Source organism: Pantoea sp. PNT03, from assembly GCF_014852515.1.
Classification (GTDB): domain Bacteria; phylum Pseudomonadota; class Gammaproteobacteria; order Enterobacterales; family Enterobacteriaceae; genus Pantoea; species Pantoea leporis.
Genome location: NZ_JACVBT010000004.1, coordinates 203,956 through 225,498 on the forward strand (window position 1 = coordinate 203,956; position 21,543 = coordinate 225,498).

The 21,543-nt window shown below is 52.8% G+C and carries 18 protein-coding genes and 1 riboswitch; of the genes, 12 read left to right on the forward strand and 6 right to left on the reverse strand.

The window, feature by feature from the left end:
* Nucleotides 1-13: 13 nt before the first annotated feature.
* Both glnE and hldE read left to right on the forward strand, forming a co-directional pair.
* Nucleotides 14-2,872, forward strand: coding sequence for a bifunctional [glutamate--ammonia ligase]-adenylyl-L-tyrosine phosphorylase/[glutamate--ammonia-ligase] adenylyltransferase (glnE, locus tag IB226_RS15555; protein ID WP_192236269.1), 2,859 nt, complete (start codon nt 14-16; stop codon nt 2,870-2,872).
* Nucleotides 2,873-2,931: 59 nt separating this feature from the next.
* Nucleotides 2,932-4,356, forward strand: a complete 1,425-nt coding sequence (gene hldE / locus IB226_RS15560) for a bifunctional D-glycero-beta-D-manno-heptose-7-phosphate kinase/D-glycero-beta-D-manno-heptose 1-phosphate adenylyltransferase HldE (RefSeq protein ID WP_101762991.1) — start codon at nt 2,932-2,934, stop codon at nt 4,354-4,356.
* A 37-nt stretch (nt 4,357-4,393) separates the two neighbouring features.
* Here the strand turns inward: hldE and IB226_RS15565 are convergent, their stop codons facing one another.
* The gene (locus IB226_RS15565) at nt 4,394-4,699 is read right to left on the reverse strand and encodes an accessory factor UbiK family protein (RefSeq protein ID WP_008103418.1); all 306 of its coding nucleotides are present in this window, start codon (nt 4,697-4,699) and stop codon (nt 4,394-4,396) included.
* 171 nt (nt 4,700-4,870) lie between these two features.
* Nucleotides 4,871-5,020: riboswitch (FMN riboswitch) on the forward strand.
* A gap of 105 nt (nt 5,021-5,125) precedes the next feature.
* Between IB226_RS15565 and ribB the strand changes: the two genes are divergently transcribed.
* Nucleotides 5,126-5,782, forward strand: a complete 657-nt coding sequence (gene ribB, locus IB226_RS15570) for a 3,4-dihydroxy-2-butanone-4-phosphate synthase (RefSeq protein WP_008103416.1) — start codon at nt 5,126-5,128, stop codon at nt 5,780-5,782.
* A gap of 59 nt (nt 5,783-5,841) precedes the next feature.
* Here the strand turns inward: ribB and IB226_RS15575 are convergent, their stop codons facing one another.
* Complete coding sequence (locus IB226_RS15575) at nt 5,842-6,225, reverse strand: cell wall hydrolase (RefSeq protein WP_110867311.1); 384 nt, start codon at nt 6,223-6,225, stop codon at nt 5,842-5,844.
* Between the two features lie 273 nt (nt 6,226-6,498).
* On the opposite strand from IB226_RS15575, the gene ygiD reads away from it, so the two are divergent.
* The gene (gene ygiD / locus IB226_RS15580; RefSeq protein WP_192236271.1) at nt 6,499-7,284 is read left to right on the forward strand and encodes a 4,5-DOPA dioxygenase extradiol; all 786 of its coding nucleotides are present in this window, start codon (nt 6,499-6,501) and stop codon (nt 7,282-7,284) included.
* A gap of 38 nt (nt 7,285-7,322) precedes the next feature.
* On the opposite strand, the gene IB226_RS15585 is transcribed toward ygiD, so the two are convergent.
* The 3 genes from IB226_RS15585 to tolC all read right to left on the reverse strand — a co-directional run bounded on the left by IB226_RS15585 (nt 7,323) and on the right by tolC (nt 10,782).
* Nucleotides 7,323-8,486: a glutathionylspermidine synthase family protein gene (locus tag IB226_RS15585; protein ID WP_101762994.1), complete on the reverse strand. Its 1,164-nt coding sequence runs from the start codon at nt 8,484-8,486 to the stop codon at nt 7,323-7,325.
* Nucleotides 8,487-8,494: 8 nt separating this feature from the next.
* Nucleotides 8,495-9,169 (reverse strand): DUF1190 family protein, encoded by a 675-nt coding sequence (locus tag IB226_RS15590; protein ID WP_061720467.1) that lies wholly within the window; start codon nt 9,167-9,169, stop codon nt 8,495-8,497.
* 140 nt (nt 9,170-9,309) lie between these two features.
* Nucleotides 9,310-10,782 carry an outer membrane channel protein TolC gene (gene tolC, locus IB226_RS15595; RefSeq protein ID WP_192236273.1) on the reverse strand — a complete coding sequence of 491 codons (1,473 nt, stop codon included), beginning with the start codon at nt 10,780-10,782 and terminating at the stop codon, nt 9,310-9,312.
* 213 nt (nt 10,783-10,995) lie between these two features.
* Between tolC and nudF the strand changes: the two genes are divergently transcribed.
* From nudF to parE, 5 genes are read left to right on the forward strand one after another with little or no spacing between them, the layout of a single operon-like run.
* A complete protein-coding gene (gene nudF / locus IB226_RS15600; protein WP_192236275.1) occupies nt 10,996-11,631 on the forward strand; it encodes an ADP-ribose diphosphatase in 636 nt (211 codons plus the stop codon).
* Nucleotides 11,628-12,053 carry a DUF1249 family protein gene (locus tag IB226_RS15605; RefSeq protein WP_192236277.1) on the forward strand — a complete coding sequence of 142 codons (426 nt, stop codon included), beginning with the start codon at nt 11,628-11,630 and terminating at the stop codon, nt 12,051-12,053. Before nudF ends, IB226_RS15605 begins: the two co-directional genes overlap by 4 nt.
* 44 nt (nt 12,054-12,097) lie before the next feature.
* On the forward strand, nt 12,098-12,925 hold the full coding sequence (gene cpdA, locus IB226_RS15610) for a 3',5'-cyclic-AMP phosphodiesterase (protein ID WP_192236279.1): 828 nt from the start codon (nt 12,098-12,100) through the stop codon (nt 12,923-12,925).
* Between the two features lie 3 nt (nt 12,926-12,928).
* Complete coding sequence (gene yqiA, locus IB226_RS15615; protein WP_101762998.1) at nt 12,929-13,510, forward strand: esterase YqiA; 582 nt, start codon at nt 12,929-12,931, stop codon at nt 13,508-13,510.
* A 46-nt stretch (nt 13,511-13,556) separates the two neighbouring features.
* A complete protein-coding gene (gene parE / locus IB226_RS15620) occupies nt 13,557-15,452 on the forward strand; it encodes a DNA topoisomerase IV subunit B (RefSeq protein WP_110867305.1) in 1,896 nt (631 codons plus the stop codon).
* Nucleotides 15,453-15,481: 29 nt separating this feature from the next.
* On the opposite strand, the gene IB226_RS15625 is transcribed toward parE, so the two are convergent.
* Nucleotides 15,482-16,957: a tetratricopeptide repeat protein gene (locus tag IB226_RS15625; protein ID WP_192236281.1), complete on the reverse strand. Its 1,476-nt coding sequence runs from the start codon at nt 16,955-16,957 to the stop codon at nt 15,482-15,484.
* A gap of 92 nt (nt 16,958-17,049) precedes the next feature.
* Between IB226_RS15625 and IB226_RS15630 the strand changes: the two genes are divergently transcribed.
* The 3 genes from IB226_RS15630 (at nt 17,050) to IB226_RS15640 (ending at nt 21,360) form a co-directional block, all read left to right on the forward strand.
* Entirely contained in the window at nt 17,050-17,949 is a 900-nt protein-coding gene (locus tag IB226_RS15630; RefSeq protein ID WP_101763001.1) for a LysR substrate-binding domain-containing protein, read from the forward strand.
* Between the two features lie 266 nt (nt 17,950-18,215).
* Entirely contained in the window at nt 18,216-20,420 is a 2,205-nt protein-coding gene (locus tag IB226_RS15635; RefSeq protein ID WP_192236283.1) for an Ig-like domain-containing protein, read from the forward strand.
* Nucleotides 20,421-20,487: 67 nt separating this feature from the next.
* Complete coding sequence (locus tag IB226_RS15640) at nt 20,488-21,360, forward strand: OmpA family protein (RefSeq protein ID WP_101763003.1); 873 nt, start codon at nt 20,488-20,490, stop codon at nt 21,358-21,360.
* Nucleotides 21,361-21,543: the final 183 nt, after the last annotated feature.

A 21,543-nucleotide genomic window follows, 5' to 3' on the forward strand; every position in this document is an offset into this window, starting at 1 on the left:
TCAGGGAGAGAAGATGTTGTTACCGTTACCGGCGCTCATGCAGGCGCAGTTAGCTAATGTGGCAGAGCGACTTAATTTGCCATCCTCAGCGTTCACGCCAGAACAGGCGGGTGCGCTGACCTTTAGTGACTTTATCCTCGATAACCTGCAGCAGCATCCCGAATGGTGGCAGCATCTGCAACAGCAAGCGCCTGAGCCAGATGAGTGGCAGCACTATGCCCGCTGGCTGAATGACGTGCTGCACTCGGTTGAAAATGAAACCTCCCTGATGCGTGAACTGCGTTTGTTCCGTCGTCATATGCTGGTGCGCATCGCCTGGATGCAGGCGCTGCAACACGCCACTACCGAACAAAGTTTGCAGCAACTCAGCACGCTGGCGGAAATCCTCATCGCTGCCGCGCGCGACTGGGTTTGGCAGGATTGCAGCCGCGACTTTGGTACGCCATGCAATGAAGCTGGTGAAGCCCAGCCGATGCTGATTCTCGGCATGGGTAAACTCGGCGGCTGTGAACTCAACTTCTCTTCTGATATCGATCTGATTTTTGCCTGGCCGGAAAACGGCGTAACCCAAGGTGGACGGCGCGAGCTCGACAATGCGCAATTCTTCACGCGCATGGGGCAGCGGCTGATCAAAGTGCTCGATCAACCAACGGTGGATGGATTTGTCTATCGCGTGGACATGCGTCTGCGTCCGTTTGGTGATAGCGGTCCGCTGGTGCTGAGTTTCGCGGCACTGGAAGATTATTATCAGGAGCAAGGCCGCGACTGGGAACGCTATGCGATGGTCAAAGCCCGGCTGATGGGCGACGATCATGGCCACTGGAGCCAGGAATTGCAGCAAATGCTGCGGCCGTTCGTCTATCGCCGCTATATCGATTTCAGCGTGATTCAATCGCTGCGTAACATGAAGGGCATGATCGCGCGCGAGGTGCGTCGACGCGGCTTGAAAGACAATATTAAGCTCGGCGCCGGTGGCATTCGTGAAACGGAATTCATTGTGCAGGTGTTCCAGCTGATTCGCGGTGGACGTGAGCGCTCACTACAATTGCGCTCCTTGCTCCCTACGCTCAAAGCGATTGGTGAGCTGGCTTTGTTAAGTCAGAAACAGGTCGATCATCTACGTGAAGCCTATTTGTTCCTGCGTCGGCTGGAAAACCTGCTGCAAAGCATTAATGACGAGCAAACGCAAACGCTGCCAGAGAACGAGCTCGACCGCCAGCGCTTAGCCTGGGCGATGGGCGCGGCAGACTGGAACGCACTGATGGCGCAGCTTGAGCTGCAAATGGCCGGTGTGCGCGCCATCTTTGACGAGCTGATTGGCGACGATGCACCGGATGTCGACGATCAGCCGCAGTTGGCTGAGTTTGCCGGGCTGTGGCAGGACGCGCTGGAAGAGGGCGATCTCATCCCGGTGGTACCGCAATTGGACGATGCGCAGCGTCACGCGCTTTACATCGCGTTGAACAACTTCCGCCAGGATGTGAGCCGCCGTACTATTGGTCCGCGCGGTCGTCTGGCGCTCGACCAGTTGATGCCGCGTCTGCTCTGTGAAGTTTGTCCGCGCGAAGATGCCGATGTGCTGCTGAATCGTCTGACGCCGTTGTTGCTGGGCGTGCTGACGCGCAGCACTTATCTGGAATTACTCACCGAATATCATGGCGCGCTGCGTCATCTGATTCGTCTGTGTGCCGCGTCACCAATGGTTGCCAGCCAATTGGCGCGCTATCCGCTGCTGCTGGATGAGTTACTCGATCCCGCAACGCTGTATCAACCTACCGCAACCGACGCTTACCGCGACGAACTGCGCCAATATCTGCTGCGTATTCCCACCGATGACGAAGAGCAGCAGTTGGAAGCATTGCGCCAGTTTAAACAGGCGCAGCATTTGCGCATCGCCGCTGCCGATATTGCTGAAACGCTACCCGTAATGAAAGTGAGCGATCACTTAACCTGGCTGGCAGAAGCGATTATTGAATCCGTGGTGCAGCAAGCCTGGCAGATGATGGTGCAGCGATATGGTCGTCCATCGCATTTGACTAGCGACAGTGAGCGCGGTTTTGCGGTTGTCGGTTATGGCAAGCTGGGTGGTTGGGAGCTGGGTTACAGCTCTGACCTTGATTTGGTGTTCCTGCATGATTGTCCGGATGATGCGGAAACCGATGGCGAGCGCGTCATTGATGGTCGCCAGTTCTATCTGCGCCTGGCGCAGCGTGTAATGCATCTGTTTAGCACGCGCACGTCGTCCGGCATTTTGTATGAAGTGGATGCGCGTCTGCGTCCTTCTGGTGCGGCGGGCATGCTGGTCAGTACTTTTTCCGCTTTCAACGAATACCAGCGCAGCGAAGCATGGACCTGGGAACATCAGGCGCTGGTGCGCGCGCGCATCGTGTTTGGCGAACCTGCGCTCTGTGAACGCTTTGATGAAATCCGCCGTAACGTTCTTTGCCTGCCGCGAGACGTTGAGACGTTGCAAAAAGAAGTGCGTGAAATGCGCGAAAAAATGCGGGCGCATCTCAGCAACAAACAGAAAGGTCGCTGGGAAATTAAGACCGATGAGGGCGGTATCACCGACATTGAATTCATCGCGCAATACCTTGTCTTAAGCTACGCGGCCGATCAGCCAGCGTTGACGCGTTGGTCGGATAATGTCCGCATTTTCGAATTGATGGCGCGTCATGGCATTATGCCGGATGAAGAGGCGCAGGCTTTGACGCATGCGTACGTCACGCTGCGTGATGCGCTGCACCATCTGGCATTGCAGGAATTACCGGGCCATGTGGCGCCTGAAGCCTTTGTCGCTGAACGCGCGGTGGTCAACAACAGTTGGCAGCGTTGGTTAAGCGGTATCCAATCTGACAGCGCGGAACAGTGAGCCTGATGGCTTATGTGGTAATATCCCGCGCATTATTTTGACCGTGTTGGAGTCTCTGAATGAAAGTAACACTGCCCACTTTTGGCAAGGCCACTGTGCTGGTCGTCGGCGATGTGATGTTAGATCGCTATTGGTATGGCCCAACCAGCCGTATTTCCCCGGAAGCGCCGGTGCCGGTGGTGAAAGTGGATACCATTGAAGAGCGTCCAGGCGGCGCGGCAAACGTCGCCATGAACATTGCTGCGCTCGGTGCAGCATCACGGCTGATTGGCTTGACCGGCGCCGATGATGCCGCGCGCGTGTTGAGCGAAACCCTGCAAAAGGTCAACGTCGACTGTGATTTTGTGGCGGTACAAAGCCATCCAACCATCACCAAATTGCGCGTGCTTTCGCGCAATCAGCAGCTGATTCGCCTCGATTTCGAAGAGGGTTTTGAGGAGATTGATCCGCAGCCGATTCACGATCGTATGCGTCAATCGCTGACGCAAGCGGGTGCGCTGGTGCTGTCTGACTACGCCAAAGGCGCGCTGAACAGCGTGCAGACCATGATTCAATTAGCGCGTGAAGCTAATGTGCCGGTGTTGATTGATCCTAAAGGCACGGATTTTGAACGTTATCGCGGTGCAACGCTGCTGACGCCGAATTTGTCTGAATTCGAAGCGGTTGTGGGTAAATGCAAAAGCGTGGAAGAGATTGTCAGTCGTGGCATGCAGTTAATCGCTGATTATGAGCTTTCCGCGCTGCTGGTAACCCGTTCTGAAAACGGTATGACGCTGCTGCAGCCGGGCAAAGCGCCGCTGCATCTGCCTACGCAGGCGCAGGAAGTGTATGACGTGACCGGTGCGGGCGATACGGTGATTGGCGTGCTAGCCGCAGTGCTGGCGGCTGGCGACAGCCTGGAAGAAGCCTGTTTCCTGGCGAATGCTGCGGCTGGCGTCGTCGTCGGGAAGCTCGGTACTTCCACTGTCAGCACTGTTGAGCTGGAAAATGCCATTCACGCCCGTCCGGAAACGGGATTTGGTGTGATGACCGAAGCGGAGCTGAAAGCCGCTGTTGCGCTGGCGCGTCAGCGTGGTGAGAAAGTGGTAATGACCAACGGCGTGTTCGACATCCTGCACGCTGGCCATGTTTCTTATCTGGCGAATGCGCGCAAGCTGGGCGATCGCCTGATTGTGGCCGTTAATAGTGATGCCTCGACGAAGCGTCTGAAAGGCGAAACGCGTCCGGTCAATCCGCAAGAAAACCGTATGATTGTGCTGGGTGCGCTGGAAGCGGTGGATTGGGTGGTGCTGTTTGAAGAGGATACGCCACAGCGTCTGATTGCGGGAGTGCTGCCAGATCTGCTGGTAAAAGGCGGCGACTACAAGCCGGAAGATATCGCGGGTAGCAAAGAAGTGTGGGCGAACGGTGGTGACGTGCGCGTATTGAACTTCGAAGATGGCATCTCAACCAGCAACATCATCAAAACGATTCGCAGTCATTAAGTGTGAATGGGCGGGAGGAAAACTCCCGCCCATTAGCTTACTGCGGAGTATCAATTTTCCCAGCGGGATCTGGCGTGATGATCGCCGGCGCGGGTGCCGCTGGACTTTCACTTTCTAACTTCGCCAGGCGCTGTTCCAGCGCAGCTAATTTCTCGCGCGTGCGCAGCAGTACCTGCGTCTGCACATCAAACTCTTCACGATTAACCAGGTCCATGCGCGTCAACTGCGCCTGCAATACCTGACGGATTTTCTTTTCGACATCATCGCCAAAATCGCGAATCCCTTTCGGCATCGCTTCATGTACCTGGCGAGCCAGTTGTTCAATTTTTTTCGTGTCGATCATGATTATTTCCTGGTTACGGTGGCCGATAGCTGCGCGTGTTCGGACTCAATAGCTATTAAGTGTAATGCCTGAAACGAAAAGGTTAAACCTGAAATCCGCAACGCAGGAAATGCAAAAGCATTTGCACTTTTGTCGATTGCCCGACCAGATGATTGGCGTTATAGTTTGTTCGCTTATTCTCAGGGCGGGGCGAAATTCCCCACCGGCGGTAAATCAGCTCTCGCTGAAAGCCCGCGAGCGCTCTCACAGTAATGTGAGAGGTCAGCAGATCCGGTGTAATTCCGGAGCCGACGGTTAGAGTCCGGATGGGAGAGGGTAACGACATCAGCCGGGCTTTGCCCGCGTCACGTTTTTGCCATGTGTTTTGTACGCACTCCTAAGCACGCCCTGGTTCTGGTAACTCATATTTTATAAGGTTTTTTTACCATGAATCAGACGCTTCTTTCTGAATTTGGCACGCCTGAACAGCGTGTAGAGCGCGCCATTGATGCGCTGCGCAACGGCCGCGGTGTAATGGTGCTCGACGATGAAAATCGTGAAAACGAAGGTGACATGATCTTCCCGGCAGAAACCATGACCGTTGAACAGATGGCATTAACCATCCGTCACGGCAGCGGTATTGTGTGCCTCTGCATCACCGAAGAGCGCCGTCAGCAGCTTGAGCTGCCAATGATGGTGGAAACTAACACCAGCGCTTACGGCACCGGTTTCACGGTGACAATTGAAGCTGCAAGCGGTGTGACCACCGGCGTTTCTGCTGCCGATCGCATCACCACGATTCGCGCTGCGGTGGCTGATGGCGCGAAGCCTTCAGACCTTAACCGTCCGGGCCATGTGTTTCCGCTGCGTGCGCGTGAAGGCGGCGTTCTGTCGCGTGGTGGACACACCGAAGCGACTATCGATCTGGTGACGCTGGCGGGATTTAAACCTGCAGGGGTATTGTGCGAATTGACCAATGATGATGGCAGCATGGCGCACGCGCCAGAAGCGATCGTGTTTGCAAAGCAACACGATATGCCGGTCGTCACCATTGAAGATTTGGTGGCATATCGCCGTCAGCGAGAAACGCGTCACGCCAGTTAACTGAATTAATACAGAAGAAAGAGGCCGGATAGATATCTATCTGGCCTCTTTTTTTTGTTTTAACGATTGGCGTAAAACACGTGATTGCCAATTACTACTGTACGCTGAAAGGTATGACGCCAGGCCGGTTTAGCATGATGTGCATGGAAAAAGGTCGCGCCTTTCGTTACGTCCTGTAATTCCCCTTCAACAATCTTCTGTGCCAGCTTTCTGGCGCGTTGCCAGCTTTTATCTTCATGTGGTGGATAACGATAAGGATGCTTTTTGAGAGACGTCCAGGAGAACTGCTTAGGTGCATACACCACAGGACAGATCTCTTTGACATCCCAATTGGCCCGGTTCATGGTCACCGTACCAACGGCTATTTGTCCTTTAATCGGTTCGCCACGCGCTTCATGGTAGATATTCATCGCCAGGCACAATATTGCTCCCTGAATTAACATAAATTCCAACTCATCTTTCTAAAACCGAGGGGAGTTTAAGAAGTAGATTGATTGGATGTAACAAGACTGGTCTCGCTCGGTCTTAGGTGCGGGCTATATCACTGATATCTAAAAGGCTCGCGTGCAATATTAAGACCTAACCTGTGTCGAATTTATCCGCCCTATATCATTCAAATTATCTGACAGAGACCATCATACTTATCAGCGTTAATCCCCTGGTGAAAGCGCGTATCGTAGCGGTTAACAAAGCGACACTCCGTCAGAGGATTAATCATGAGCACTACACGCATGCCTGCGCTGTTCCTTGGTCACGGCAGCCCGATGAACGTACTGGAAGATAATCGTTATACCCAAACCTGGCAGCAATTGGGCGCAACCTTGCCGCGTCCACGTGCGATTCTCGCGGTTTCGGCGCACTGGTACACACGCGGCACGGCGGTGACGGCGATGAATAATCCGCGCACTATCCATGATTTTGGTGGTTTTCCGCAGGCGCTATTTGATGTGCGCTATCCCGCGCCGGGATCGCCAGAACTGGCTCAGCAAGTGATGAATTTACTGGATCCGATCGGCGTTCATGCCGATCAGGAGTGGGGTTTTGATCATGGTTCCTGGGGCGTGCTGGCAAAAATGTATCCCGATGCCGACATCCCAGTGGTGCAACTGAGTATCGACGGCACTAAACCTGCTGAATGGCACTACGCCTTGGGGCAAAAGCTGGCGTCATTACGAGATGAGGATGTGATGATCGTGGCCAGCGGTAACGTGGTGCACAATCTGCGTATGCTGCGCTGGCAAGGCGCAGAAACTGCGTATCCGTGGGCGGAGAGCTTTAATCAGTTTGTACGTGAGAATCTGGATTTCCACGGTGAGGCAGCAGATCACCCATTGGTGAACTTTATGCAGCATCCGGATGCACAGCTTTCGAACCCAACGCCTGAACACTATCTACCGCTGCTCTATATTCTTGGCGCGCGTGCCGCTGATGAAGCGATCAGCATTCCTGTGGAAGGGATGGAGTTGGGGGCGATCAGCATGATGTCAGTGCAGATTGGCTAATGCGCAAGGCCGCCCGAAGAGTGCGGGCGGCACAGCTTTTATTCGATGAAGGTATGCGGATAGAAGCGCGACAGATCCTGCGTGATCAAGGCACGATCTTCGCGTAAGCCGATGCCCGCAGGTTGATCGTCAATCAGCCAGCTACCGATCAAGGTATAGCTATCACCGAATTTCGGTAGCTGATAGAACTGCTGGATAATCATGCCTTCTTCGCCATACGGACCATCGGCGCGGGCGATCTCCTGACCGTTTTCAATGATACGAATATTGGCACCTTCGCGCGAAAACAGCGGTTTCACCACGTACTTATCCAGCTGCGGCGCGTTCTTATCATCGGCAAAGTAAGCGGGCAGCAAATTGGGATGATTAGGGAACATTTCCCACAGCAGCGGTAACAGCGCTTTATTGGAAATGATGCTTTTCCAGGCCGGCTCCAGCCAACGCACGCCCGCATCCGCCAGCTTGGTAGAGAACACTTCGCGCAGCATGAATTCCCACGGATAGAGCTTAAACAGATTGCTGATGACCTGATCGTTTACGTCGGTAAACTGGCCTCTTTCACCCAATCCAATCTCGTCAATATAGAGAAATTCGCTCGGCAATCCGGCTTCAGTGGCGCAGTCCTGCAGATATTGCACCGTGGCGCGATCTTCCTCAGTATCACGGCAGCAGGAGAAGTGTAGCCAGTTGAAACCGAACTGCTGATGCAGCGTGGCGAAGCGCTCAATCAGCTTCTCTTGCAGGCTGTTGAACTGGTCGCTGCCTTGCGGCAGATTGCCCGCTTTGACCTGGTCTTCCAGCCAAATCCACTGAAAGAAGGCGGCTTCATACAGTGAGGTTGGTGTATCCGCGTTGTTTTCCAGCAGCTTAGCGTCACCTTTGCCATCCCATGCCAGATCGAGGCGCGAATAGAGCGAAGGCTGGCGCAATTTCCAGGAATCACGCACAAAGTCCCAGGTGTGCTTAGGAATACAGAAACGGGTGAGCAGCTCGTCACTGTTCACCACTTTTTCCACCGCCTGCAAACACATCTGGTGCAGTTCGGCGGTGGTATCCTCAAGCTGTTCAACCTGCGCTAGCGTGAATTGGTAGTACGCATCTTCACACCAGTAAGGTTCGCCATACATGGTGTGAAACTGGAAACCATACTCCGCGGCTTTTTCACGCCAGTCTGGACGTTCGGGGATTGCAATACGTTGCATGCTGCGGCTTAGCCTCCCAGCGAGCGGCTGCCGGTGCCAGAAGCACTGCTGCGCTGCATGGTGTTTTGTTTTGCCACGCTGTCACCAAAGCCGCCACGCGTAATGGTGGAAGTGGTCGCGGGTTTCGGCGCCATTGCTGTTTTCGGCACGTTGATGGTGCGGCCCGATGTGGCATTACCGTAGTTTTTACCCGCAGCATCAACAAATTTACCGTTTGCCGGGCTGTTCGGATTTTTTGGCGAGAATAGGGGCTGCTGGGCAAACCCTGCACCGCCGCTCATCATACGTCCCATCATGTAACCGGCCATCAACGGCATCCAGAAGCTACCGCTTTGCTGAGCTTCAGCATTGTTTGCGGTGGTGCCTACACCCGCTTGTGCAGGCGTTTGCTGGCATTGGTTTTCACCAAACTCAGCCACACAATCTTCGCGCGTAGCGTATTTTGGCGCGGTACGTTCGGCTTCTTTCTGTGCGTTGTTATACGCAGTGGTACATTGCGCGCTCTGGCCTGGATTGGCTTTGGCGCAATCATCCGCGTTTTGATAGAGCGACACCGTTTCGTCACTCTGCTCGCAGCCTGCCAGCATAAACACTGCGCTAACGGCAAAGGCGACTGGCGTTAAGTGGCGTGCCTGCCAGCTTTTACGAAAAGCGGCATGGCGAATATTTTTCGTCCGTTTCATTATTTTCATCCTGTGCCCAAAGGTGGGGTAAGGATAGGGGATGAGCGGTGGAAAATGAAGCGCGAAGCCAGATGGGGAAAGGATCTTTACGTAGCTATACGATTGAATGCGAAAGGGGCCGCATACGGCCCCCTGGGGAATTAATTACCGAATGGATTTCCGCTGCTGCGTGCGGCAGCTGGACGGGCTTGTGCGGCGGCTGAAGGCGATGAAGCTTTCGGACCGTTATCCACACGCGCGGCCTGCTGGTTATTCTCCGGCGCCACCACTTCAGGAGTCGTGGTGATCTCTTTGCCCAGCGTGCTGTTCAGCTGCTGCAGATCCTGCTCGTTCAGCGTACCCAGCGCATATTTGATATTCAGCTGGTTGATCAGATAGCTGTAACGCGCATCTGAAAGCTGCTGTTTAGCATTGAACAGCGTGGTTGTCGCATCCAGCACATCAACGATGGTACGCGTACCGACCTGATACCCGGCTTCCATCGCATCCAGTGAACTTTGTGCAGAGACAACGGCCTGCTTATAAGCATCAATGCTGCTGATAGAGGCATTCACGTTATTGAATGATGAACGTACCGTCTGAACCGCACTACGATGCGCGCCTTCCAGCTGTTCGCTGGCCGCGACATAGTTGTACTGCGCTTGTTTCACCTGCGAGGTGACCGAGCCGCCGCTGTAAAGTGGCATGGTGAAGCTCAAGCCAACCTGGTTAGAACCTGTGATGGAATCGGTGCTGCCAGCGCTCTGATTGGCGCGACTGCCGCCATATTTGCTATTCGACATACCGGTTGAGGCGGTCAAATCCAGCGTTGGCATGTGGCCGGTTTCGGCTGAACGAATCTGTTCACGCGCCAGATCCTGGCTCAGACGCGCAGACAGCAAGGTCAGGTTGCGGCTTTCCGCTTCTTTCAGCAGGCTGGCCACAGCATCTGGACGCGCGGTTTTGAAACGATCGATATTCAATGAAGCCAGCGACAGATAATCCATGCCGGTAATCTGACGCAGCGATTCCACCGCATTATCGAGGTTGTTACGTGCGGTCACTTCGTTAGCCAGCACGGTGTCATACTGTGCACGGGCGTTTTGCACGTCAGTAATCGCGACCAAACCCACGTTAAAGCGCTGAGTGGTTTGATCCAGTTCGCGATAGATAGATTGTTTCTGTGCTTCGGTGTAAGAAAGCGTGTCGATTGCCTTTAACACGTTAAAATAGGCAGTCGCCGTGTTAAGAATCAGGTCTTGCTGAGCAACCTGATAGGTAACATCCTGAATACCAGCCTGTTTTTCCTGCAGCGACAGCGCACGCCATTTCGACATATCGAAAATAGTTTGAGTTAATTGCAGAGAGGCGCTGGTCGTGTTGGAATGAAGTCCGCTGCTGTCACGGTAGCCATTGTTATAAGTGTAATCTGCGCCCAAGCCTAACTGCGGCAATAAAGGACTACGCGCTTCATTGATTTTCTCAAATGCAGCGTCGCGGTTAGCGGCTGAAGATCGCAGATCGGGGTTGCTAAGGCGCGCCTGCTGATAGACCTGCAACAGGTTTTCTGCCTGGCTGGCAAGGCTGAATCCGCCCAGAGTCAGCCCAATAAAAAGTGGGAGCAGTTTTTTCATTTGCATTCCTTTTGTTGCAGCAAAATGCACTGGTAGTGCTGCAGGTAAGCCAAAAAAATAATCGCCGATTCTACAGAGGCGGCGTCAGAGATAAGTTGGCTGAACGTGCCTTCTTCCCCTAATTTACGTAAATAATTCAAAAAGAACCACTCGGACGGAGCGGTAGACTTGGCTTTTCTTTGCTCCATCCCAATCTGCATAAGGAATCAGACGATGGCGAGTGAAAAAAAATCCCCTGTGACTTTCACAAAAAACGATGTAGAAATTATTGCACGCGAAACGCGTTACGATGGTTTTTTTTCCATCGTCAGCTACCGTTTCCGCCACCGTTGTTTTAATGGCGAAATGAGTGGTGAAGTGGTGCGCGAAGTTTTTGAGCGCGGACACGCCGCCGTGCTGCTACCCTATGATCCCTTGCGTGATGAAGTGGTACTGATCGAACAGATCCGCATACCCGCTTTCGATTCCAGCCCAACGCCCTGGCTGCTGGAAATGGTGGCTGGCATCATCGAACCTGGCGAAACACCAGAAGATGTCGCACGACGTGAGGCGGTAGAAGAGGCGGGCCTTAAGGTTGGCCGCGTCAAACCGATAGTGAATTACTTAGCCAGCCCCGGCGGAACGTCTGAACGTTTATCGGTGCTGGTGGGCGAAGTGGATGCCAGCCTGGCAGAGGGAAATCACGGGCTGGAGGAAGAGAATGAGGATATTCTTGTCCATGTGGTGAGCCGCGAACAGGCTTATCGCTGGGTGGAAGAGGGGATTATTGATAACGCGGCATCTGTCATCGCCTTGCAATGGCTGGCGTTGCACCATGAAAAACTACGACAAGAGTGGAAGCTAAAATGAAACAGCGCTATACCCCTGACTTTCCCGAAATGATGCGCCTGTGCGAAACCAATTTCGCCCAGCTGCGTCGCCTGCTGCCGCGTAAAGACGAGGCAGGCGCATCGGTGATTTATCAGGTGAATGGCGCCAGCTATCAGCTCACCATTGAGGAATCAACGCGTTACACCACGCTGGTGGAAGTGCGTCAGGTGGCGCCCGCAGTGAGTTACTGGAGCCTGCCTTCTATGTCGGTGCGGCTCTACCATGATGCGATGGTCGCTGAAGTGTGTTCCACTAAACAGATCTACCGATTTAAAGCGCGCTATGATTATCCTAATAAAAAACTGCATCAGCGCGATGAAAAACATCAGATTAACCAGTTCCTTGCGGATTGGTTGCGTTACTGCTTAGCGCACGGCGCTGTGGCAGTACCGGTTTGCTGATAGCGTAAAAAACGCAACGATGGCGTGGAGATTAAGGAAACGCTTTGGATAGCCTGCTAACTCTTCCTGCGCAAGATGGGTCTGATATCAGGATTTTACAAATCACGGATACCCATCTTTTCGCCGGAAAACATCAATCGCTGCTTGGGGTAAATACCTGGTCGAGTTTTGATGCGGTACTGGATGCTATTGAAGTACAACAGCGTCAGTATGATCTGATTATCGCCACTGGCGATCTCGCTCAGGATCACACCGTCGAAGCTTACCAACACTTTGTAGCAGGCATTAATCGTCTGCCAAAACCTTGCGTCTGGCTGCCGGGGAATCACGATTTTCAGCCGGCAATGGTGGATACGCTGGCCGACGCGGGCATCAAATCTGACAAGCACGTTCTTTTGGGCGATCACTGGCAACTGGTGCTGCTCGATAGCCAGGTATTTGGTGTGCCACACGGCATGTTGAGCGAATACCAGCTGGAGTGGCTACACACCGCACTCAGCAAATACCCAGAACGCCACACTTTGGTACTGCTGCATCATCATCCGCTGGCTTCCGGATGTACCTGGTTAGATCAGCACAGCTTGCGCAATCCGCATCAGCTGGAAGCGGTACTGCAGCACTTCCCGCGCGCGCGTAATCTGGTGTGCGGCCATATTCATCAGGAGCTCGATCTCGACTGGCATGGTCGCCGCGTGATGGCTTCACCATCAACCTGCGTCCAGTTCAAACCGCATTGCACTAACTTCACCATTGATACGCTGGCGCCGGGCTGGCGTTGGCTTACCTTGCAGCCCGACGGCTCGCTGCAGACCGAAGTTAACCGCCTGCAAAGTGACATGTTCCGCCCCGATCTTGATTCCGAGGGCTACTAAGCAATGGCGGCGCTGATCTATCTGCATGGCTTCAACAGTTCCCCGCAATCGGCGAAAGCCACGCAGCTGCAGCAGTGGCTCAACGAACAGCATCCGCATATTAATGTGATGGTGCCGCAACTACCGACGTTTCCGTCTGAAGCCGCCAGCATGCTGGAAGATCTGGTGATGCAATATGCCGGTGAACCGCTGGGATTGGTGGGATCGTCGCTGGGCGGCTATTTTGCTACCTGGCTGTCGCAGTGTTTTATGTTGCCAGCGGTGGTGGTTAATCCCGCCGTACGGCCGTTTGAGCTGCTGGTGGATTACCTCGGCGAAAACCGTAATCCCTACACCGGCCAGCAATATGTGTTAGAGTCTCGCCACATTTACGATCTGAAAGTAATGCAGATTGACCCTCTTGAAGCGCCCGATTTACTCTGGCTGCTGCAACAAACCGGCGATGAAATACTCGATTATCGCCAGGCGCTGGAGTATTACAGCGCATGCCGCCAGACGGTTGAAGAGGGCGGCAATCATGCCTATATCGGATTCGAACGCCATTTCGCACAGATCGTTGATTTTCTGGGATTAAACGCCCAGTGACCTTGCGAAGTGGGGCCATTTTCCTATTGCTAATCAGACATTTACGATGAGCCAATCAAGCTATAATGCCGATGCCATTGAGGTCCTGACCGGCCTTGAACCGGTGCGTCGTCGTCCGGGGATGTACACCGATACCACGCGCCCGAACCACCTGGGCCAGGAGGTGATCGATAACAGCGTCGATGAGGCGCTGGCCGGTCACGCTAAACGCGTGGAAGTCATTCTTCATGCCGACCAGTCGCTGGAAGTTATTGATGATGGTCGTGGCATGCCAGTGGATATCCATCCGGAAGAAGGCGTGCCAGCGGTTGAGCTGATTCTTTGTCGCCTGCATGCGGGCGGCAAATTCTCCAACAAAAACTATCAGTTCTCAGGCGGCTTGCACGGCGTCGGGATCTCGGTGGTTAACGCCTTGTCGAAGCGTGTGGAAGTTACCGTGCGACGTAACGGCGAAATCTACCAGATTGCCTTCGAAAATGGCGACAAGGTGCAGGATCTTACGGTTACCGGCACCGTCGGTAAACGCAATACCGGTACCAGCGTGCACTTCTGGCCAGATGAAAGCTTCTTTGATAGCCCGCGTTTCTCGGTTTCTCGTTTATCACATCTGTTAAAAGCCAAAGCCGTGCTGTGTCCGGGCGTTGAAATTGTTTTTAAAGACAAGGTCAATGACACCGAACAAACCTGGATGTATCAGGATGGCCTGACCGATTACCTGTGTGAAGCGGTTGACGGCTTACCCACGCTGCCGGAAAAACCCTTTGTGGGCAGTTTTGCTGGCGATGTGGAAGCGGTGGATTGGGCGCTGCTATGGCTGCCGGAAGGCGGAGAGCTGCTAACAGAAAGCTACGTTAACCTGATCCCAACCATGCAAGGCGGTACGCACGTTAACGGCTTGCGTCAGGGCTTGCTGGATGCCATGCGCGAGTTTTGCGAATACCGCAATATTTTGCCGCGCGGCGTGAAGCTGTCGGCAGAAGATATCTGGGATCGCTGCGCGTACGTGCTGTCGGTGAAGATGCAGGATCCACAGTTTGCCGGGCAGACTAAAGAGCGCCTGTCGTCGCGTCAGTGTGCGGCATTCGTCTCAGCGGTGGTCAAAGATGCCTTCAGCCTGTGGCTGAATCAAAACGTGCAGGCGGCTGAAATGCTGGCCGAGCTGGCAATCTCCAGCGCGCAGCGCCGCATGCGCGCCGCGAAGAAAGTAGTGCGTAAAAAACTCACCAGCGGCCCGGCGCTGCCGGGCAAACTGGCTGACTGCACCGCACAAGATTTGAACAAAACCGAGCTGTTCCTCGTCGAAGGGGATTCTGCGGGCGGATCCGCCAAGCAAGCGCGCGATCGTGATTATCAGGCGATCATGCCGCTGAAAGGTAAGATCCTTAATACCTGGGAAGTCTCTTCGGACGAAGTGCTGGCCTCACAGGAAGTGCATGATATTTCAGTGGCGATCGGTATCGATCCTGACAGCGAAGATCTGAGCCAGCTGCGTTACGGCAAAATCTGTATCCTCGCGGATGCGGACTCCGATGGTCTGCACATTGCCACGCTGCTGTGCGCGCTGTTTGTGAAGCATTTCCGTACGTTGGTGCAACACGGCCATGTTTATGTGGCGATGCCGCCGCTTTATCGCATCGATCTTGGCAAAGAAGTCTACTATGCCCTGGATGAAGACGAGAAAGAGGGCGTGCTGGAGCAGTTGAAGCGCAAGAAAGGTAAGCCGAACGTGCAGCGTTTTAAGGGCTTGGGTGAAATGAATCCGCTGCAGCTGCGCGAAACCACGCTTGATCCGAATACGCGTCGTCTGGTGCAATTGACGATCAGCGATGAGGATGTCGATCAAACCCTACGCGTGATGGACATGCTGCTGGCGAAGAAACGCTCGGAAGACCGCCGCAACTGGCTGCAAGAGAAAGGCGATTTAGCCGACCTCGAAGTGTAAAAAAACAGGGACGCCGCGGCGTCCCTGTTTTATTGCTGCTGTAATGCCTGCTTAACCCGCGTAATAACCATGCTCCACGCTTCATCCTGACCGCGCCCAAACAATCTCATTTGCGGATACCACGGCGATTCATCGCGATTTTCCAACCAGCGCCAGTCTCGCGCCCAGGCGGGAAGTAATACCCAGCAAGGTATCCCCATCGCCCCTGCTAAGTGGATCACCGACGTATCTACACCAATCACCAAATCCAGTTGTGAAATGACCGCGGCGGTATCCTGATAATCAGTGAATTGGGCACCAAGCGGCTGTATGTGTGGAAAGTCAGCGATTTCCTCTTCACCTGCACCTTTTTGCAAGCTAATCCAGTTGATATCAGGCAGGTCAAATAAAGGTGCAAACTGTGAAAGGTGCGCAAGCGATCGTTGGCTATCATTCTTATGCCCGCTAGAGCCTTTCCATACGATACCAATTTTTTTCGCGTTCCCCTCAATCGGCCACCTCGCCTGTTGTTCTGCAGAGCTAAACAGATAGGGATGATGCGCGCTAAAGGGCTGTGTTGAGTTGAGGAAGTGCTGCGGTAAATCCAGTAGAGAGCACCAGTAATCTGCCGGTGGCAACGTGTGTTGTACATCTTCCCGTGTCAGATAATTATCGAGGTGCGGCAGCGTAACCATCAATGATTTTAAGGACTTGCTACCCAGCATGATCACTTTTACCGCATGCTTTTCAGTTTTAACGCGTGTGAGATAACGACAGAATTGAATTTCGTCCCCCATGCCTTGCTCGGTCCTTACCAACAGCGTTTTACCGCGCAGATCCTCTCCTTGCCAGTAGCGAATAGGGAGTTTCGGTAAGGTAAAGAAGCGATCGGGATTATCGGACGCATAACGCGCCTGATAGTTAGACCAGCCAGCAGCGAAGTTGCCTTGTTGTAGCTGAACCATGCCGAGCGAATTTCGGCAACGTTGATCGGCGTCACGCACTTGCAGCACTTGCTGCATCTGACTTTCTGCTTCTTGTAGCTGGCCCATGTGCGCTAGCAACGTACTTATGCCATAGCGGGCTTCGGTATAATCAGGCTGGCTTTGCAGCGCCAATCGATACTGATTTAAAGCAAGGTGATAGCGCTGCTGTTTATGCAGCAAAATAGCGTAGTTATTGTGACAGGCGGCATAGCCCATATGTGATTGCAGCGCAGCCTGATAGCAGGCTTCCGCCTCGCTCCAGCACCCGGCGTCATAATGGGTTAGGCCAAGACCGTTGAGTAATCCCGCATCTGTTGGCGCAAGTTTTAGCGCCCGCTGATAATAGCGCTGCGCCGTATCCAGATCGCCGTTGCGCCGTGCAAGCCGTGCGGCTTCATGAAGGAACCAGCCATCGTAGGGAGCAAGCGTCAGGTGCGCCCGAATCTTACGCCTGGCTTCTTCCTGTCGCCCTTGCTGCAGCAACTGGGTTACCGCTTGTTGCTGACGTAAATCGTTAGCCATCCGAGGTTTATGGCGCATTGTGATATCCTGCCGCTAATAAAGTGGCGTAATTTAAGCCAAAAGTGTCAGAAACCGCGCTAAGACAGGTCTCGATCTTTGAGGATGGGAATTTGAAAATAACACTGGAAGAGTTACGTGCCTGGGTTGCGGTGGTGGATACCGGATCAATCACATCAGCCGCGGAGCAGTTAGATCAAACCAGCTCTGGCGTAAGCCGTGCGCTTAGCCGGCTGGAAGGTAAGCTGCAAACCACCTTAATGCATCGCACCACGCGTCGCCTGGCATTGACCGAAGAGGGGCTGATTTTTCTCGATCATGCGCGGCAGATTCTGGCGTCGGTTGAACAGGCGGAAGAACTGATCGCGCAGCGCCGGGACATTCCTTCTGGACGCTTACGCGTCAATGCCAATACGCCATTTACCCTGCACGTCATTGTGCCGCTGGTGGCGGAGTTTCGTCAGCGCTACCCGCTGATTCAGCTGGAATTAAACACCGACGATATTGTGATCGATCTGCTGGAGCAGCAAACGGACATCGCCATTCGCATCGGCGAACTGCGCGATTCGACGCTGCGTGCGCGTGTGCTCGGAAGCAGCGCTATACGCCTGTTAGCCAGCCCGGATTATCTTGAAAAGTTTGGTGTACCGGAAAACGTTGATGCACTGGCGAACCATCAGCTGTTGGGGTTCAGTCAGCTTGATGTACACAACGTCTGGCCGGTTTGGCAGCGCGAAGGCGAGTTCCTGCGCATCAAACCTACGCTGTCCGCCTCCAGTGGTGAAACATTGCGTCAACTGGCTTTAGCTGGGCAAGGTATCGTACGTTTATCCGATTTTGTCAGCCGTGAAGATCGCGAGAGTGGGCGTTTGGTACAGGTTTTGGCAACGGAAACCCGTGAACAGCGTTTACCCATCCACGCGGTCTATTATCGCAATCAATCCCTTACCTCGCGCATTACCTGTTTTCTGAGTTTTTTACGCGAAAAAATTCAGGAAAATCATCTGTTATAGTCTTGTTCCTGCTCGATTATTTACCCTTCATCTTCATATCTTTATTCATAAAAACGCATTAATTCATATTGTTAATTAACTAATAACTTTTCTGTCAATGTTGGGAAATTTTTTCTTTCCTAACGGGACGTTTCTTATGTCTCGGAAATCTCTCTTTCCCGATTATGTCGCTCACTTTGAGCCCGCACAGGTGGGTTAAGCCAGGGAGATTGTTGCGCTTGTACACAATCGCACAATCAAAATCTAATGTACGGAAGGGATTAAACATGAACGTTTCGCCCGTGAGTGTTGCGGTTATTGATAAAAAAACAATAACGAAAGCGGAAGCATTGCGTGTAGGTAAAGACGGTAAGGCTGCAAAAATTCAGGCTATTACCAACGGCAAATATTTGCTGACCCAAGGTAATGACGGCGTTGCACCAGAAAACATTACCGTTAAGCGTGTCGGGAAAGATCTGCTGGTGATGCTGGAAGGATCCGACGCCAGCGAACCAGATCTGATTATCGAAGACTTTTTTGCTAAATCAGGTGCTTTAGTCGGTAAGGCTGAAGATGGCGCCATGCATGAATACGTCGCCACCGATGGTGATGCCGATCACGATGCTGCCGCATTGGCTGATGGCGAAACCACCGCATTAGCGCTTGGAGAGAGCACGGTTGATACCGATTCTGGTTTCATGCTGGCCTCAGGATTTGAATGGTCCCCGGCGTTGATCGCTTTAGGCGGATTGGCGGCTATCGCTGCGGCCGCCGGCCTGGGCTACGTGGCAGCCAAAGAGCAGTATCAGGATAAAAACGCTCACAAAAACGGCAGCAGCGATCAAAATGGTGGGGACAACGGGAAGGGCGGTGATGGCGGCGGTGATGGCGGCGGTAAAGGTGGCGGCGACAGCGGCGGCGGCAATGTAAACGTCCCGGTAGTTAACGGCCTGTATGACGACGTGGGCAGCATTACCGGATTGATCGCGAAAGGCGGCCGTACCGACGACACCACGCCGACACTGAACGGCACGGGCACCAAAGGGAATGTCATTGAAATTTGGGATGGCAGCACAAAAATTGGTGAAACCACGGTTGGTGAAAACGGCACATGGTCCTTTACACCTGGTAAAGCATTGGGCGCCGGTAGCCACAGCATCACCACACGTGAACGTAATGAAAGTGGCGTAGTAGGCGATTCAAGCGAGGCCTGGAGCTTCGTTATCGATCTGACCGCCCCTGCCAAGGGCACCATTGGTAGCATGGTGGACGACAGCGTGAATCCGCCGAAAGAGATCGTGAAAGATGGCATCACCAAAGACAACACGCCGACGCTGGCGGGTAAAGCCGAAGCGGGCGCTACCGTTGAAATCTGGAAAGATGGCCAGTTGCTGGGCACTGCCAAAGTAGACAGCGAGGGTAACTGGACCTACACCAGCCCGACGCTGGCAGAGGGTAAACATGATTTCAGCATCGTCGTCGTGGATGAAGTCGGGAATAAATCGCTACCTTCCGAAGCCTGGATTATCGAGGTTGATACCGTAGCACCAGAAAATAAAGGCATTGGTGCCATCGCTGATGATGAAGGTAAGTTGATTGAAAATGGTGGCGAAACGCAAGACAGCACGCCAACCTTCTCTGGCGTCGGTGAAAAAGGCGACATCATTAAAATCATTGATAACGGCCAGGTTATCGGCAGCACCGTTGTAGACGACGAAGGAAAGTGGCAATTCACCCCAGAAAAAGCCATTGGTAATGGCGATCACGAATTCCAGATTATTGAAATGGATCCAGCAGGTAATGAATCTGCGCCTTCAGAAAAAGTCATTATCGAAATTAACGATCCGAATAACCCTATTGATCCCGGCAAGGAAGTGATTCCGAATCCCGATGTACCGGTAACTGGCGCGGTTGACGACGTGTATCGTGATGAAATGTTGGATAACGGCGAAAAGTATTTCATCGGTAAACAGCCTATTGCTAACGGCGATGCGGTGAATGATTCAACGATTTTTGTAGGTGGATCCGGCAACGCGGGCGATATCGTTTATATTTGGCTCAGTGGAAGCAATAACCATTATTACCTCTCCTCTGTCGTAGATGAGAACGGGAAGTGGAGTATCGCCACGCCAGAGTTATCTGATGATGTTTACAAGATTGAAGCGGCATTTAAAAATGCTGAGGGCGTAGTAACAGCCAAAACTGAAGCTTTCGAAGTTGAGATCGATACGATTCCACCAGAACCCATCGATCCGGGCGATCTCTTCCCTGATCTACTCAGCCATGTTGAATTATCTGAGCTGCTCTCGGCAAACGGTGACACGTTATTCAATGAAGCGCAGGAAGAATCTGCATCACTCAATAATATTGATGAAAGCATTTTAAGTAATATGGTTTTTGATGCGGATATTAAGAGTTCTGCAGTGGACGGCGTAATGTCTCTCGATATTACAGCTTTGAAGGATTTAGATATTCATTATTTATCTGAATAATTATCACATCATTGCGATTAATAGAATAAAAACAGGCGTCGTCTGGCGCCTGTTTTCTGGAGTTATAATGAAACTTAAAAAATATGCTATTGCCACGGTGCTTGCGTCATTGTCCATCAGCGCAACTCTCCAAGCGCAATCGAATTTTGGCAAAGCCTGGCAATCCATGCCTGCAGCGGCCTCAGAGCAAACCCGCATCGTTTATTATCGAGCTACAGACGATAATAATAATAAAGCAGCACACATCTATGTTGATGGCGAATTCCAAACGGCATTATTAACCGGTGGCTACACGGTGTTTTGCCTGAAACCGGGTGTACATTCATTGGGGAGCTATATCGATGATGCGCCGGGTTATCAGGGCAAGCAGCAACAGCCATGGCGCGATAATCTGGCGGCGGGCAAAACCTATTATATTATTGCCAGCCTTGACGGTTCTGGCCGTCCTCTGGTGATGGATAGCGAACAGGCTCAGCAGCAATTAGTAGGAACACGTCAGCAAACTCACTTGCTTTCCCGCGCGTCAGCGGTGGTGCCGTGCCAGCCTGGAACTACACAGTCTTATGATAATTATGAGTTTTCATCGGATTTATTGTTTAATTTTGGTAGTGCGAGCAGTGCCGATATCTCCGCTCAGGGTCACAGCGCCATTCAACAATTTGCGACCTTGTTGAAAAGCAAAAATAAAGCCGAACAGCGCATTATAGTCACCGGCTTTACCGATCCGATTGGGGAGGAGGAAAGCAACATCAAGTTAGGCCAACGCCGCGCGGATGCAATCAAGAAATTATTGGTTAATAACGGGCTCGCGAGCGAGCATATTCATTCGCAAAGTATGGGTGAAAGCCAGGTCACGGCGCAGTGCACCGGCTCCCTGAAGCAGCAAAAAGCATGCTATCAAGGCGAACGTCGTGTAATTATCAGTGTGGAGAATAAATAGTTTTATCACTTTCTGAAAATTAACCAATGGTCTGATTTTTTAAAATTTAGACCATTTTTTTCGGCCACCGGTTTTTATTAGTGACTTCGTTAAAAGACCATTAATTAAGACATGTCCTGTGTTGGTTATTTCACTAACTGGTCGAGAATGCTTGCGTTCCGGGAGGGAACCGGAACACGAATC